Below are 13,301 nucleotides of genomic sequence, written 5' to 3'. Positions count from 1 at the left end.
AGAATAATACAACAATCCACTTGCTGGAAAGAACAAACCAAAAGAGGTGACTGAAATGCTTGCGATGGGAGTATTATTTGGCATTATTGCTATAATTGGTTTTATGTGGTTATATTATTCGCGTTCGTTTAAACAAGCAGAAGTTTTACTCTTTCAAAAAGGTAGTTTATTGACAAATCAGTCTAGATATTTAGTATGTCCGAAGTGTGGAAGTGCACAGGCCAGAAGTGGAGGATATCAAGAGTGTTGTAAAATTAGATTATGAAAGAAAGGAAGCCTCACATTATTTTGTGAGGCTTCCTTCCTTACAACTTCATGGCGCTCCAAATTGTCCATCGATCTCTTTCAATAATAGGAGAGACGTTTTGTAATGCGGTCTGTATATGTTGTAGAAGTTGAGAAAGTTCATCATCTGTTAACTCATATAGAATGGATCGACCTGTTCGAGGAGATAAATCTTGCAATAATGCTTCTACAGAATCATGTATTTTTCGTATTTCCCATTGTGTTTGTGCGGGAAGTACATGAAGAGAATGTTTTTGTAATTCTGTCTGTATAGTGTTGGTTTTTGGACGTCTTTTTGACTCTATTTCAATAAGTTTTGGAAATAGAGAGAAAAAATATCCGCGAATGTGTTCGGGACTTCCTGGAATTGTACAATCTTCAATTGTTCGATCTTGTAAAATAAGTACACCGTTTTTATTTAATATACGAGAAGCTTCACGTAAAAATGTAGGAATGTCTTGTAAATGATGAATAACTGCACGCGAAATAACTATGTCGAATGTTTCATTAGGGTATGGGATATTATGTGCATCACCGTGGATGAATGAAATGTTTGAAAAGTTGTTACAATTTTCTTTTGCAGCTTGTAATATTTCTTTTGAAAAATCAAGTCCCACAACATTTTTGGCTCCCATAAGAGCGAGTTCTTTCGTATAAATCCCACCACCACAGCCGATATCAATTATTTGCTTGTTTTGTATTTCTGTAATGTTTTTTACCATTTCAGCCCAAGAAATATGAGCGTTTCTTGTTGCATATGTGTACTTATTATTTTCATCATGAAAATTAATGGACATGATAAAGACCTCCTTTCAATGATTAGTATAGCGTATTTAATAGGATGTCACGTTTTTGTTTTATGTATGAAGATTATAAGGATTTCTTATCGTAAGAGGAGGATTAATTTGAAAGGGAAATATGTATTGGTGTTGTTGTTTGTTATGTTACTAGCAGCTTGTGGTCAAGTTGAGCCGAAAAAAGAAACAAAAAAAGTAGAAGAGACGGTGAATGAAGTGAAAGAAACAATAGGGGTAACCGTTATACAAAAAAAACATAAAGAGAAAAAGTTGCAGGAATCAGAAGCGAAGTTAGTAATAGACATTTTGAATAAAGCTGAGAAACAAGAAATAACAGGAAGCTTCGGTGAACCTGAATATGAAATACAAATTAGTAGAGATGGGAAAAAAGAAACTTATTATGCATGGTTAAGAGGAGAAGATAGACGAGGATGGGTGCAATATAAGAAAGCTATGTATATGTTGAATGAAAAAGATACGGAAAAGCTTTTGGATATATTTCCAAATGTCTCAGAACAAAAAGAAGATGAGATGCAGGTAAGCCCTTTAACAGAAGTAACAAAAAAAGATTTACAGATTACCGCATTTCATATTAAAACAGGCGATCAAAACGTGAATTATACGGTACGGTATACGATTTCACAATCACTATACAATAAGTTAGTGAAGGAGCAAGAATATTATTTGCAACTCAATTTTCCAGAAAAAGTTCAAAAATTAATTGGAGCAAAAGAGAGTGAAATAATTTTAGGTGAAAAAGTAAAGGAAGGGTATAAGCAATATGAATTGCATGCTACTGTTCTGATAAAAAGCGCTTCACAATCACAATTAAAATCATTAGAAACATATTACGAAAATTATGATTTGAAAATATTAAACAGTGAAAAAGAAAAAATAGGTGTGTTTCAAAATATAATTCAGATTGTTAAAGATTATGGTGAAAAAATGAATTTTCAAAGATAAAGTGAGCCTTTAATTAGCCCTTACGGATTGGAATGAATGTAAACTCGTCAAATCTATATGGCCTTTCCTAGGAAATGATAATAGAGAGGGGAAAGCACCCCTCTCTATTACTTTGCTTTTGCAGATGGCTCATTCATTGATTTTCGTGTAATAAGAAAAGAAATCATAAGAGCGGAAAGGATGACAAGGGCAATAAATACGTGATTGGGCAACAAATCTAATAATAATACGTAACTAACGGTATAAAAAATAAGAGTTGAAGCTAAAAACGATAGAGCACCTATTATAAGAGATTGTAAATTCATTTGTGTACACCTCCTTTTATTTATATTTTTGGCTGAAAATGGATTATATAAACATTATTTCTAACAATAGAAAAAAATATGTCATAATAGAGAAAAGAACAAGCTTTGATGAATGAATATGATTCATTAATGAGAGATAAAGGAGAGGAATATGAAAAATAATAAAAAAGGATTATGGGGAATTATTGTTGCGGTAGGTCTATTTTTACTGTCTAAGTTAAAGTGGGTATTTGCAATTTTTAAATTAGCAAAGTTTTCAACGGTATTTAGTATGTTTCTATCGCTTGGCGCATACGCAGTTCTATATGGTTGGAAATTTGGAGTAGCGCTCATTTATTTGTTGTTTGTTCATGAAATGGGCCATTTATGGGCTGCGAAAAGAAAGGGGATCCCGACATCGCCAGCAATCTTTATTCCATTTATGGGGGCCCTTATTGGAATGAAAGAGATGCCGAAAAATGCGAAAGATGAAGCTTACATTGCCTATATGGGGCCGCTTTTCGGACTTCTGTCATTTTTACCGGCGATACCGCTTTATATAATGACGAAAGAGCCATTTTGGGCGCTTGTTATTTTGCTTGGAAGTATGATTAATTTCTTTAATTTAATTCCCGTTTCGCCGCTAGATGGTGGGAGAATTATTTCAGTTGTCAGTACTAAAATTTGGGGAGCAGGCCTTATTTTATTACTTGGCTATTCAATTTACTTTAAAAGTATTTTGGGAGGATTTATTGTTATTATCGGTTGTATGGAGTTATATAGAGTAATAAAGAGAGATGAGCCGATTAAGGAATTAGGGCATAAAATTGATGGGATGAAAGAATATGTTACTAGGCTTGAAGAGGAATTAAAAGAAACGGGTGCTGTACATCGGACTATATACGTGATGCATCATGAGATGAATGCATTAAGACAAAGAGAACGGGAAAAAGAGTTACAAATAGGTGAACTTCAAAAAATGGAAGTGTTAGAGTATCTTTTACCGAAGTTCGAACCGTTAGATTATGTTCCATATGAAGATGAAAAAGATGAGTATACAATTCACATAAGGGAAGCATTTGAAGCGTCAGAAAGAAAATTAAATGAATGGAAAACAGAAAAGGAACAACAAGAAAACTATTATAAAGTGGATGCGAAAACGAAATGGACAGTATTTGCTTGTTATATCGGATTAATGGTTATACTCGGTTACACAGCTTATGAAGGATATATTGTTTTACAAGAACATTTGCCAACGAGAAATGTATAGAAAAATATTGTCGAAATGATAGGAAGAATTAATACAGGAATTATATTTCTACGAGAGAATGTTACAAGTATAGTCATACGTTGTAATATTTTTAGTAGAGAAGGAGTTCTGTGTATGAAGAAATTGTTAAATGTATTAGGTATTATTATCGTGATGATCATTGCGAGTTATAGTCTTATGAAAGTGCTGTTACATTATGCGAATAAGCCTGCTGAGGTAAATACAATAGCTCAAATAGAAGATGTGCAAGAAGAGACAAAAGTGCTAGATTTTATTCGAATGACACATGAAAGCTATAATAATTTCTTAAATTATGGTAAAGCAGAGAATTATACAGACGGGGATTGGAATCAATTTAAGCAATGGTTTCAACAACAAGAACAATCTTTAAAAAATATACATACGGAAATAAAGAATGAAAAAATAAAACGCGATGTAAATAGAAGCTATGAAATTGTAAAAAAAGGTGTGGAACTTCAAAATATTGAGTATGTAGTGTATGCCCACCGTGTATATCATGACTTGGATATTATCGTAAATAAATATAGAGGTGAAACGAATATCTGGGGGTATACGGAGTTTGGCGATGGGAAAGATATAAAAGTAATCGAACAAGCTATACAAACAAAATAATAAGCTAGCTAGAATTCTAGTTAGCTTATTTTCTTTTGTAAATGCAATGTTCATATATTATTCACAAAAACACCGTGTTAATAGTGATTAAAATCACAATCTGCATTATAAGATTCAGTTAAACTAAAAACAGTTAAGGAAATAGAGGAGTGGGATACAATGTTAAGTGCAAAAACAATTGAAATCGTAAAGTCAACAGTACCATTATTACAAGAAAAAGGTGTTGAAATTACAACGAGATTCTATCAAATTTTATTTTCGGAACATCCGGAATTGTTGAATATTTTCAACCATACGAATCAGAAAAAGGGAAGACAACAACAAGCGTTAGCGAATGCTGTTTATGCAGCTGCAACGTACATTGATAATTTAGAAGCAATTATTCCAGTTGTAAAACAAATTGGTCATAAGCATAGAAGTTTAGGGATTAAAGCTGAGCATTATCCGATTGTAGGTACATGTTTACTACGTGCCATTAAAGAGGTCGCAGGTGCACCTGATGAAGTTTTAAATGCATGGGGAGAAGCATATGGTGTAATTGCTGATGCATTCATTAGCATTGAAGCAGAGATGTATGAAGAAGCTGCACATAAAGAAGGTGGATGGAAAGACTTCCGCAACTTTGTGATTGTAAAAAAAGTGAAGGAAAGCGATGTTATTACGTCATTTTATTTGAAACCTGAAGATGGAGGGAAAGTTTCTTCATTCATCCCAGGTCAATATGTAACGATTCAAATCAATATTGAAGGTGAGACATATACACATAATCGTCAATACAGTTTATCCGATGCTCCTGGGAAAGAATATTATCGTATTAGTGTAAAAAAAGAAAAAGGTGTAGATACACCAGACGGTAAAGTGTCTAATTACTTACATGGACATGTAAAAGAAGGAGATGTTTTACCAGTAAGTGCACCAGCGGGAGATTTCGTGTTAAATATGGATTCAACATTACCAGTTGTACTAATTAGTGGTGGAGTAGGGATTACACCGATGATGAGTATGTTAAATACGTTAATTGAACAAGATTCAAAACGTAATGTATATTTTGTTCATGCAGCAATAAATAGTAATACACATGCAATGAAAGAACACGTTAAGGCAGTAGAAAATGAATATGAACAAGTTAAAGCATATACTTGTTATTCTGCACCGACTGAAAAAGATTTAGAAATGAAGAACTTTGATAAAGAAGGTTTCATTGAAAGTGAATGGTTAAAAACTATTATTCCGACAACTGAAGCAGAGTTCTATTTCTGTGGTCCAGTAGCATTTATGAAGCATATAAATGCTGCACTAACTGATTTAAGTGTGAAACAAGAGCATATTCATTATGAATTTTTCGGCCCAGCAACAAGCTTACAATAAGCAAAAAAACGAGGTATTTATTTTACCTCGTTTTTTATTTGTTCTCGTAATAAACGGTTTACTGTTTCACGGCGTATACCTATCAGTTGGCCAATTTCGGTTTGTGTTAATATTTCATATATAGGAATGTCACCTAAATATAGGGTGAACCATTCTTGTAAACGATGAAGACGTTCTTTCGGAGAGACGGTTGTCAATTGATCAATTCGTTGTTGCATCATTCTTAATTTAGATTGCAATTGCATAGCGATGTTAGCATACGATTCGGGATTTGCTTGAAGTCTCTCGTACCATTCATTACTAGTGATCGGTTCCACTTCTGTTTTTATTAAAGCGATAGCTGTACCGTGATATTCTTTCGGCGAAATTAAAGAATGATGAGGTATCGTTTCACCTGGAACGATAATGTTGAATAGAAATGGTGTTCCGTCTTCTTCTAGCCGAACTACTTTTAATAAGCCTGTTTTTATAAAGTATAAAGGACCGTCCTCGCCTTGACGGAATAGTACATCTCCTTTGTGTAGAATCAATGTTAGCCCCCCATTAATATGTTTCTATTTCTTCTATTTTAGCGTATATGTATATAGATAATATGCTATTTCAACAGCAATTTCATTGACGAAATGTATGCTATTACAGTAGTATACTATTTAGTGTGTAATAGTACTAGCAATGAATACGCTGTAGGGGGTTTAGTATATTGTTAGATGCGATGAGAATGACGGATATGAGAATTCCGGCGAATGCTATCATTCATGTAGAAGAGATGAAAGGTGGAGTCGTTTTATCCGTTGAAGTAGACGGCCAAATTATTTATACGATGGCTTATGATGAAGAAACAGATAGTTATGCTGAATTATATGATCGAAACGATAAGAGGGCGTGCCAAGTACATGAAGACTTCATGGGATGGTCACTTCTTCATTAAAAAAGATGTCAATATGACATCTTTTTTTATTAAATCGATAGAATATACAAAGAAATGAAATATAAGGATAAAATTTGTAATAATTGATTTTGCATTGTTAGCGCTCTGTAACTGCAAGTGTACTATTTTTTCGCTATCATAAAGATAACAGTCGCAGTTATAGGAGTGGTCAACTTGAAGAAAGTACATATTTCAAATTATATGTTATTATGTGTTTGTTTAATTTTATTTGTTCTCCTCGGAGGATTTTTATATTCATGTGTATAAGAAAAACGCATTCTAAAAAGAATACGTTATAAAAGGGAAATAATGATTAATCTAGTTCCAAGAATAATTAACGTAATACGTAATAAATTAATTACGGCATTGCCACTTAGTTTTGTATTAATGTAAGCCCCGATTTTTCCGCCGATCCATGCACCCGGAATCAGGATTAATGCATAAATCCAGCTGACATTTCCAAGTGAGATGTGAGTTGCAGAACTTACAATTGCTGATAGAAATACGATGAACATTGAAGTTGCTACTGCAATATGTGCTGGGAATGCAAAAAGAAGCATCATTGCTGGAACAAGTAAGGCACCGCCACCAATTCCAAATAATCCAGATATAAACCCAACTATAAAGGCGATAAAGATAGCAAGAAACGGTGGGAATTGGTAGTGTACAGTATTTCCATCATTATCTGTAAAAGAACGCTTAATTACAGACGTATTTGAGAGGGAAAGAGGTTTTAATTTGTCTCGAAGCATAAGTAGAATTGAGACGAATATAAGGAAAATCCCAAAGTATAAAGAAAATGTGTCTTGGTTTAAAAATTTATTTGCCCATGATCCGATAATACCACCAGGGCCGCTTCCGATAAATAAAATAAGTCCACTTTTATAATCTACTCGCTTATGCTTCATGTAAGTAAGGGTGGAAGATAGTCCTGTGAAAACGACTGTTACCATAGAAGTCCCTACTGCAAGTTGTGGTGATAAACTGTGTAATCCAATTAATAACGGAACAATAATAATTCCGCCTCCAAGCCCAACTAGGCTGCCGACTGTTCCGGCGATTAGTCCGATGAAAAGTAACATGATGTATTCCAAAATTGCCAACTCCTCCAAATAACTTATCCACCAATTATTATACACGCTTTTTAATGAGAAATAGGCTTGTTCACAAAAAAGTCGTCTTCCTAGAAAAATAAGGAAGACGACTTTTGATTAGAAAACAAAATGTAATAGGTAGTAAAACAGAGCAGCTAAAGAAGCTGAAATAGGAAGTGTAATAACCCATGTAATTAACATACGTTTTGCAGTTCCCCATTTTACCCCTTTCACACGGTGAGAAGCACCAACCCCTAAAATAGAAGAAGAGATAACGTGCGTCGTACTAACCGGTAAGTGAATGAATGTTGCACCGAAAATAACAAGTGATGATGATAAATCGGCAGCTACACCATTTACAGGACGAATTTTCATAATTTGTCCACCGACAGTTTTAATAATTTTCCATCCACCGACAGAAGTACCAAGCCCCATTGCGATAGCACAAGATAATTGTACCCAGAACGGGATATCGCTAGAAGTATGATAGTTATTAGCCATAAGAGCCATCGTAATAATTCCCATTGCTTTTTGTGCATCATTCGTACCGTGTGTGTAGGCTTGTAATGCTGCAGTAAAAATCTGGAATATACGGAAGTTCTTATTCGTTTTCGTTAAGTTAAAGTTTTTAAATACTACTTTAAAAATACTGTATACGATATAACCAATAACGAAAGCGATAATCGGTGAAATGATTAAAGCTTCAATAATTTTAATAAATCCTTTAAGATTTAGCGAGCTAATCCCAGCGGCCGCAATTGCTGCACCTGCGATTGAGCCGATAATTGCATGCGAAGAACTACTTGGAATACCGTAGTACCAAGTAATTAAGTTCCAAGCTATCGCCGCAAGCAAAGCAGCTAAAATTACAAGAGAACCATTTTGTAAGGCGAATGGATCAACGATATCTTTTGTAATCGTTTTTGCTACACCTGTAAATGTCATTGCGCCTAAAAAGTTCATAATAGCCGCCATAATAATGGCATGTCTAGGCTTTAGAGCTTTCGTTGAAACAGCCGTTGCAATAGCGTTTGCTGTATCGTGAAATCCATTGATAAAGTCAAAAGCTAAAGCGCAAATGACTACTAAAACGGTCAGTATCAAGAGTGTATCCATGATCAAACTCCTTACGCGTTCTTCATAATAATTGTTTCTAATACGTTTGCAACGCTTTGACAGCTATCAGCTACTTCTTCAAGCTCTTCGTAAATCTCTTTAAATTGAATAATCTTAATCGGATCTTTTTCACGAGAGAATAAGTTCTTAATCGCATGACGGCGAATATCATCACACTGTGATTCATAATCCTTAATTTTAATCGCATTTGTACGAATGTCGACTAATTTTTTGTTAGACATTAATTCAACAGAGTTTGCAATCTCAATCGCACATTGATTAATTGCTTCTACGAATTTAATCATGTATTCATCAGCTTCTGTAATAGAATACATTTCGAACAGACCAGCACTGTGATCTAATCCGTCTAATACATCATCCATACTCATTGCAAGTTGTAGGATGTCCTCACGCTCAATCGGAGTGATAAACGCTTTGTTTAACTCCATAATGATTTCGTGAATAAATGAGTCACCTTTTGACTCATACTCTTTCATGCGCATAGAAAACTCTTTTAAATCGCTAGCATTTTTAATTTTATACTCCACGAAAAACTGCGCGCCTTCTTTTAAATTTTCGGAAACATTCATTAACATTTCAGAAAATTTATCTTTTTTTGATTTAAAGACCATTATTGTTACCCCCACAAAAGTAATATATGTAAAATATATTGGCTAATCAATTCTAACAAAAAACTGTCGTTTTTTAAAACATTTTATCGAAAAGTTTACAAAAACTTAACATAACTCTCGTTGTTCTATTAATAATATTAATATCCAATAGTGAATATCTTACTTGTAGAATGTCCTTTTCTTGCAAAAAGTATGAATGCAAAAGAAAAGCTTTACACTATAGGAATGACTACGTTATTATAATAAATTTAAAAGGCGGTATATTCTTCCTTTTAAAAAGAAGAGTGTAAATAAATGAAGGAAGTGAACGAATGAAATTGAAGAACACTCATTTTAAAAAAATGCTTGAGTGGTTCAATAAGAGGAAGAAACTTCGTAATTCATTAATTGTATTGGGAAGTGTATTCGTTACTCTATTTATTGCTGTAAATATAATAATTTCCATTCAAGACATATCTGAATTAAAACAAGCTGTTCCACAACCGACTTTAATTTATGATGCAAATAATGAGGTCGCAACTAAATTAGCTTCTTCGAAAACAGAAGGCGTTAAAAGAAAAGATATTCCTGATATTATGGTTCAGGCAATTGTTGCAGTAGAAGATAAGGAATTTTTTAACCATCATGGTATTTATTATAGTGGAATTATAAGTGCGGTTTTTAAAAATATTACAGCAGGAGAAGTTGTAGCAGGGGGAAGTACAATAACACAACAACTTGCGAAAAATGTATTTCTGACACAAGACCGCACATACTCCCGAAAAATAAAGGAATATTTTTTAACGAAAAAAATAGAGCGCACGTATACGAAAGATGAAATCATTGAAATGTATATGAACCAAATTTATTTTGGTGAAGGTGCTTGGGGTATAAAAAGAGCAGCTAAATCTTATTTTGATAAAGATGTAAAAGATTTAACAATTTCAGAAGCTGCAACGATTGCGGGCTTGATTAAAGCACCATCTGCGTATTCACCTTATAAAAACTTTAACAAGTCAATTGAAAGACGTAATGTCGTATTAAGTTTAATGAAAGAGCAAGGGTATATTTCTGACGAACAGTATAATAAAGAAAAAGAGAGCGGACTTGTGTTAAAACGTGGCGTTGATGATAAATACAAGGGAAAATACTCTCAATATGTAGACTATATTGTTAGAGAGGCGATGGAAAAGTACGAATTAACACAAAATGAAATTTTAGCGGGTGGTTATCGTATTTATACAGAGCTTGACCCGAAAAAACAACAGGCTGTAGAAGACGTTGTGAATAATGATAGTTATTTCAAAGATAGTGGCTCAGACCAACTTATGCAAACGGGTGTAGTTCTTATGAACCCAAAAACAGGTGGTGTACCAGCTCTAGTTGGAGGCAGAGGGCCGTATCAGTTTTTACAGTTTAACCATGCAACCCAATTAAAAAGACAACCTGGCTCAACGTTAAAGCCTTTGGCTGTATATGTACCAGCGTTAGAACAAGGATATGAAGTATACGATATATTAAAAGATGAACCATTTAACATTAAAGAATATAAACCACAAAATAGCGATCATACTTTTCACGGTGATGTGACAATGTATGAAGCTGTGGCAAAGTCGTACAATGTTTCAGCTGTGTGGCTATTAGAACAAATTGGATTAGATAAAGGATTGAAATCTTTAGAGCGATTTGGTATCCCATTAGTGCCAGAAGATCGTACGTATCCGATTGCTTTAGGCGGTATGCATGTGGGGACATCTCCATTTGTAATGGCTCAAGCATACAGTACATTTGCAAATGATGGAGTCCAAGTGGAAGCTCATGCAATTAGGGAGGTACAAAATGCTGAAGGTGAAACGCTTGGAAAGTGGTATAAGAAAGAGACACGAGTGACGAGCGAGAAAATTTCTCAAAAGATGACATATTTATTAAAAGGTGTTGTCGAAAAGGGAACGGGCGAAAAGGCGAAAGTTAATAATGTTGATACGGCAGGTAAGACAGGAACTACTCAAATTGTAAATGGCCCGAGCACCGGTGCAAAGGATTCATGGTTTGTTGGATACACGCCAGATTTGGTAGGTGCGATTTGGGTAGGATATGATAAAACAGATAGCGATCATTATGTTCCGGGTGGTAGTCAAATTACGACGACAATGTTCCGGGATATTATGAAAAAAGCAAACGCAAATCCAGCTCAAAAAGCATTCCAGTTATCGCTCATATCTGAGGCTGATTATAAAAAACAATTGACTACAATAGAAGAGGAAAAACGAAGAAAAGAAGAAGAGAAGAGAAGGAAAGAAGAGGAACAACAACGAAAACAAGAGCAACAAGAGTGGCTTGATAAAGTGAAAGAATGGATTCCTTCATTTTGGTAAAAGAAAGAGGCGAATAAAAAAATTCGCCTCTTTTTTTGTATGAAAACAAAATAAAATTTTAATCGGTAGAGATTTTTGTCTATCTTAATTAGCTATTAATCCATATCCGTTGAGATACATGATATTACTCATTAAGTACAATATTCGTACTGCCAAAGGATTCGGAATCGTATGTGACGATTATTTTGCCTTTACTAATAGGTTCGTAAGGCAATTCTTCTTCGTAATTACCATTATTTTCATTGTGGATAGAAAGTGTAATTTCATCGATTTTTTTATTTGTATACTGATCTTTAATCGTTTCAGCAATTTGGAGTAACGCCTCGGAACTAGAAGCTTTCGTAATAAGCATTCCTTTTATAACTTTTTTTTCATTATTTGTTGCATTGGAATAAGGGATGTTGCTTTGTTTTGTATACAAAAGTTTGTATGGAACAGTTTTTCTCTCTGCTTTTGATATAGTGGAATATTTTAGAGTTAAAAAAAATCCTACACATAAAATAATGCATACCATAAGTGCAAACCAAATGCGTATTAGTGACATAACTCTCATTTTCATCCCTCTTTCATATCTTTGACTTCACTATTTATCATACAAAATGAGGATTAAGATAGAGTAAATTTGAGGTAAAGAAACGTAAAGAAGGAGCACTTATCCTCCCAAATAAGTGCTCCTTTCTATATAAAGAGAGATTTAATGCACGGTTAAACGATACATATTATTATAAATATACTTTTCAAGCGAAAATTAGTAAATTCGGAATACAGATAGTGTTGCAGTTGTATCGCCCGTGTTAGGAATAGAAATAGTGTTTGCTGTAGGTTGTACAGAAATTGTTGTACCAGCTTGTAAAGTAACGATTGTAGAGAACGATACAGCACTACCGATAACGTTAGTTGAGAAATTACGAGTAGGTGGTTGGCCGTTGAATGAAATACCGAATCCAAACGGTGAAGAGCCTGGGAAAGTTGTAGACGCTGAGAAACTAATATCATATACGCCTGTTTCTAAAATTGTTAAAGTATCTGCAGTGTCATTAAAATTAATGTTATTTATTTCGAAAATTTGATTAAATTGGATGTTTGTTCCAGGGGATATTGTTTGAGCATTGGAGTTTCCGATTGCTGCGATCGTTACAGGAATTGGCGTACCCGCTGGTCCCGTAGCGCCAGTAGCACCTGCTGGTCCTTGAATACCTTGAGGCCCTTGAGGTCCAGTAGCACCTGCTGGTCCTTGAACACCTTGAGCACCCGTAGCGCCAGTAGCACCTGCTGGTCCTTGAGCACCTTGAGCACCCGTAGCGCCGGTAGCACCTGCTGGTCCTTGAGCACCTTGAGCACCCGTAGCGCCAGTAGCACCTGCTGGCCCTTGAGCACCTTGAGCACCTTGAGCACCCGTAGCACCCGTAGCGCCAGTAGCGCCAGTAGCGCCAGTAGCACCCGTAGCACCCGCTGGTCCTTGAATACCTTGAGGCCCTTGAGGTCCAGTAGCACCTGCTGGTCCTTGAGCACCCGTAGCGCCAGTAGCACCCGCTGGTCCTTGAATACCTTGAGGCCCTTGAGGTCCAGTAGCACCT

Annotated in this window: 15 protein-coding genes; 7 read left to right on the top strand and 8 right to left on the bottom strand. The window is 35.0% G+C overall.

Annotation, left to right across the window (positions count from 1 at the left end; translation table 11 throughout):
* The first annotated feature begins 55 nt into the window (after nucleotides 1–55).
* Nucleotides 56–265, top strand: a complete 210-nt coding sequence (locus tag ACTFO4_RS27960; RefSeq protein WP_000880630.1) for a hypothetical protein — start codon at nucleotides 56–58, stop codon at nucleotides 263–265.
* A gap of 40 nt (nucleotides 266–305) precedes the next feature.
* On the opposite strand, the gene ACTFO4_RS27955 is transcribed toward ACTFO4_RS27960, so the two are convergent.
* Entirely contained in the window at nucleotides 306–1,082 is a 777-nt protein-coding gene (locus ACTFO4_RS27955) for a class I SAM-dependent methyltransferase (RefSeq protein ID WP_000026281.1), read from the bottom strand.
* Between the two features lie 108 nt (nucleotides 1,083–1,190).
* Between ACTFO4_RS27955 and ACTFO4_RS27950 the strand changes: the two genes are divergently transcribed.
* On the top strand, nucleotides 1,191–2,045 hold the full coding sequence (locus tag ACTFO4_RS27950; RefSeq protein ID WP_000677061.1) for a hypothetical protein: 855 nt from the start codon (nucleotides 1,191–1,193) through the stop codon (nucleotides 2,043–2,045).
* A gap of 107 nt (nucleotides 2,046–2,152) precedes the next feature.
* On the opposite strand, the gene ACTFO4_RS27945 is transcribed toward ACTFO4_RS27950, so the two are convergent.
* Nucleotides 2,153–2,350 (bottom strand): hypothetical protein, encoded by a 198-nt coding sequence (locus tag ACTFO4_RS27945; RefSeq protein ID WP_001053356.1) that lies wholly within the window; start codon nucleotides 2,348–2,350, stop codon nucleotides 2,153–2,155.
* A 151-nt stretch (nucleotides 2,351–2,501) separates the two neighbouring features.
* On the opposite strand from ACTFO4_RS27945, the gene ACTFO4_RS27940 reads away from it, so the two are divergent.
* The 3 genes from ACTFO4_RS27940 (at nucleotide 2,502) to hmpA (ending at nucleotide 5,600) form a co-directional block, all read left to right on the top strand.
* The gene (locus ACTFO4_RS27940; RefSeq protein ID WP_000794503.1) at nucleotides 2,502–3,599 is read left to right on the top strand and encodes a site-2 protease family protein; all 1,098 of its coding nucleotides are present in this window, start codon (nucleotides 2,502–2,504) and stop codon (nucleotides 3,597–3,599) included.
* Nucleotides 3,600–3,713: 114 nt separating this feature from the next.
* A complete protein-coding gene (locus tag ACTFO4_RS27935) occupies nucleotides 3,714–4,232 on the top strand; it encodes a hypothetical protein (protein ID WP_000735227.1) in 519 nt (172 codons plus the stop codon).
* Nucleotides 4,233–4,391: 159 nt separating this feature from the next.
* Nucleotides 4,392–5,600, top strand: a complete 1,209-nt coding sequence (hmpA, locus tag ACTFO4_RS27930) for an NO-inducible flavohemoprotein (RefSeq protein WP_000947336.1) — start codon at nucleotides 4,392–4,394, stop codon at nucleotides 5,598–5,600.
* Nucleotides 5,601–5,617: 17 nt separating this feature from the next.
* On the opposite strand, the gene ACTFO4_RS27925 is transcribed toward hmpA, so the two are convergent.
* On the bottom strand, nucleotides 5,618–6,130 hold the full coding sequence (locus tag ACTFO4_RS27925; protein ID WP_000600582.1) for a Crp/Fnr family transcriptional regulator: 513 nt from the start codon (nucleotides 6,128–6,130) through the stop codon (nucleotides 5,618–5,620).
* Nucleotides 6,131–6,300: 170 nt separating this feature from the next.
* Here ACTFO4_RS27925 and ACTFO4_RS27920 point away from each other — a divergent pair, with 170 nt between their 5' ends.
* Nucleotides 6,301–6,528 carry a hypothetical protein gene (locus ACTFO4_RS27920; RefSeq protein ID WP_000883009.1) on the top strand — a complete coding sequence of 76 codons (228 nt, stop codon included), beginning with the start codon at nucleotides 6,301–6,303 and terminating at the stop codon, nucleotides 6,526–6,528.
* Between the two features lie 293 nt (nucleotides 6,529–6,821).
* Here ACTFO4_RS27920 and ACTFO4_RS27915 read toward each other — a convergent pair whose 3' ends face one another.
* The 3 genes from ACTFO4_RS27915 to ACTFO4_RS27905 all read right to left on the bottom strand — a co-directional run bounded on the left by ACTFO4_RS27915 (nucleotide 6,822) and on the right by ACTFO4_RS27905 (nucleotide 9,370).
* Nucleotides 6,822–7,622, bottom strand: a complete 801-nt coding sequence (locus tag ACTFO4_RS27915) for a sulfite exporter TauE/SafE family protein (RefSeq protein WP_000455762.1) — start codon at nucleotides 7,620–7,622, stop codon at nucleotides 6,822–6,824.
* A 117-nt stretch (nucleotides 7,623–7,739) separates the two neighbouring features.
* On the bottom strand, nucleotides 7,740–8,738 hold the full coding sequence (locus ACTFO4_RS27910; protein ID WP_000380272.1) for an inorganic phosphate transporter: 999 nt from the start codon (nucleotides 8,736–8,738) through the stop codon (nucleotides 7,740–7,742).
* 11 nt (nucleotides 8,739–8,749) lie between these two features.
* On the bottom strand, nucleotides 8,750–9,370 hold the full coding sequence (locus ACTFO4_RS27905; protein ID WP_000231449.1) for a DUF47 domain-containing protein: 621 nt from the start codon (nucleotides 9,368–9,370) through the stop codon (nucleotides 8,750–8,752).
* A 311-nt stretch (nucleotides 9,371–9,681) separates the two neighbouring features.
* Between ACTFO4_RS27905 and ACTFO4_RS27900 the strand changes: the two genes are divergently transcribed.
* Nucleotides 9,682–11,724: a transglycosylase domain-containing protein gene (locus ACTFO4_RS27900; protein WP_000769242.1), complete on the top strand. Its 2,043-nt coding sequence runs from the start codon at nucleotides 9,682–9,684 to the stop codon at nucleotides 11,722–11,724.
* 124 nt (nucleotides 11,725–11,848) lie between these two features.
* Here ACTFO4_RS27900 and ACTFO4_RS27895 read toward each other — a convergent pair whose 3' ends face one another.
* The gene (locus ACTFO4_RS27895) at nucleotides 11,849–12,277 is read right to left on the bottom strand and encodes a hypothetical protein (protein ID WP_001265569.1); all 429 of its coding nucleotides are present in this window, start codon (nucleotides 12,275–12,277) and stop codon (nucleotides 11,849–11,851) included.
* A 195-nt stretch (nucleotides 12,278–12,472) separates the two neighbouring features.
* Nucleotides 12,473–13,301, bottom strand: an 829-nt coding sequence (locus ACTFO4_RS27890; RefSeq protein ID WP_440018876.1) for a Gly-Xaa-Xaa repeat protein, incomplete at its 5' end; no start/stop codon positions are given.

Source organism: Bacillus cereus group sp. MYBKT14-1 (assembly GCF_051915185.1).
GTDB classification, from domain to species: Bacteria; Bacillota; Bacilli; order Bacillales; family Bacillaceae_G; genus Bacillus_A; species Bacillus_A cereus.
Note: the sequence above shows the minus strand (reverse complement) of the source record. Positions and strands in the feature narration are given on the sequence as shown.

Bases quoted from the DNA above. Each gene is read 5' to 3' on its own strand.
- ACTFO4_RS27960 (WP_000880630.1), top strand. From the start codon at position 56: ATGCTTGCGATGGGAGTATTATTTGGCATTATTGCTATAATTGGTTTT.
- ACTFO4_RS27955 (WP_000026281.1), bottom strand. From the start codon at position 1,082: ATGTCCATTAATTTTCATGATGAAAATAATAAGTACACATATGCAACA.
- ACTFO4_RS27945 (WP_001053356.1), bottom strand. From the start codon at position 2,350: ATGAATTTACAATCTCTTATAATAGGTGCTCTATCGTTTTTAGCTTCA.
- ACTFO4_RS27940 (WP_000794503.1), top strand. From the start codon at position 2,502: ATGAAAAATAATAAAAAAGGATTATGGGGAATTATTGTTGCGGTAGGT.
- ACTFO4_RS27935 (WP_000735227.1), top strand. From the start codon at position 3,714: ATGAAGAAATTGTTAAATGTATTAGGTATTATTATCGTGATGATCATT.
- hmpA (WP_000947336.1), top strand. From the start codon at position 4,392: ATGTTAAGTGCAAAAACAATTGAAATCGTAAAGTCAACAGTACCATTA.
- ACTFO4_RS27910 (WP_000380272.1), bottom strand. From the start codon at position 8,738: ATGGATACACTCTTGATACTGACCGTTTTAGTAGTCATTTGCGCTTTA.
- ACTFO4_RS27905 (WP_000231449.1), bottom strand. From the start codon at position 9,370: ATGGTCTTTAAATCAAAAAAAGATAAATTTTCTGAAATGTTAATGAAT.
- ACTFO4_RS27900 (WP_000769242.1), top strand. From the start codon at position 9,682: ATGAAATTGAAGAACACTCATTTTAAAAAAATGCTTGAGTGGTTCAAT.
- ACTFO4_RS27895 (WP_001265569.1), bottom strand. From the start codon at position 12,277: ATGAGAGTTATGTCACTAATACGCATTTGGTTTGCACTTATGGTATGC.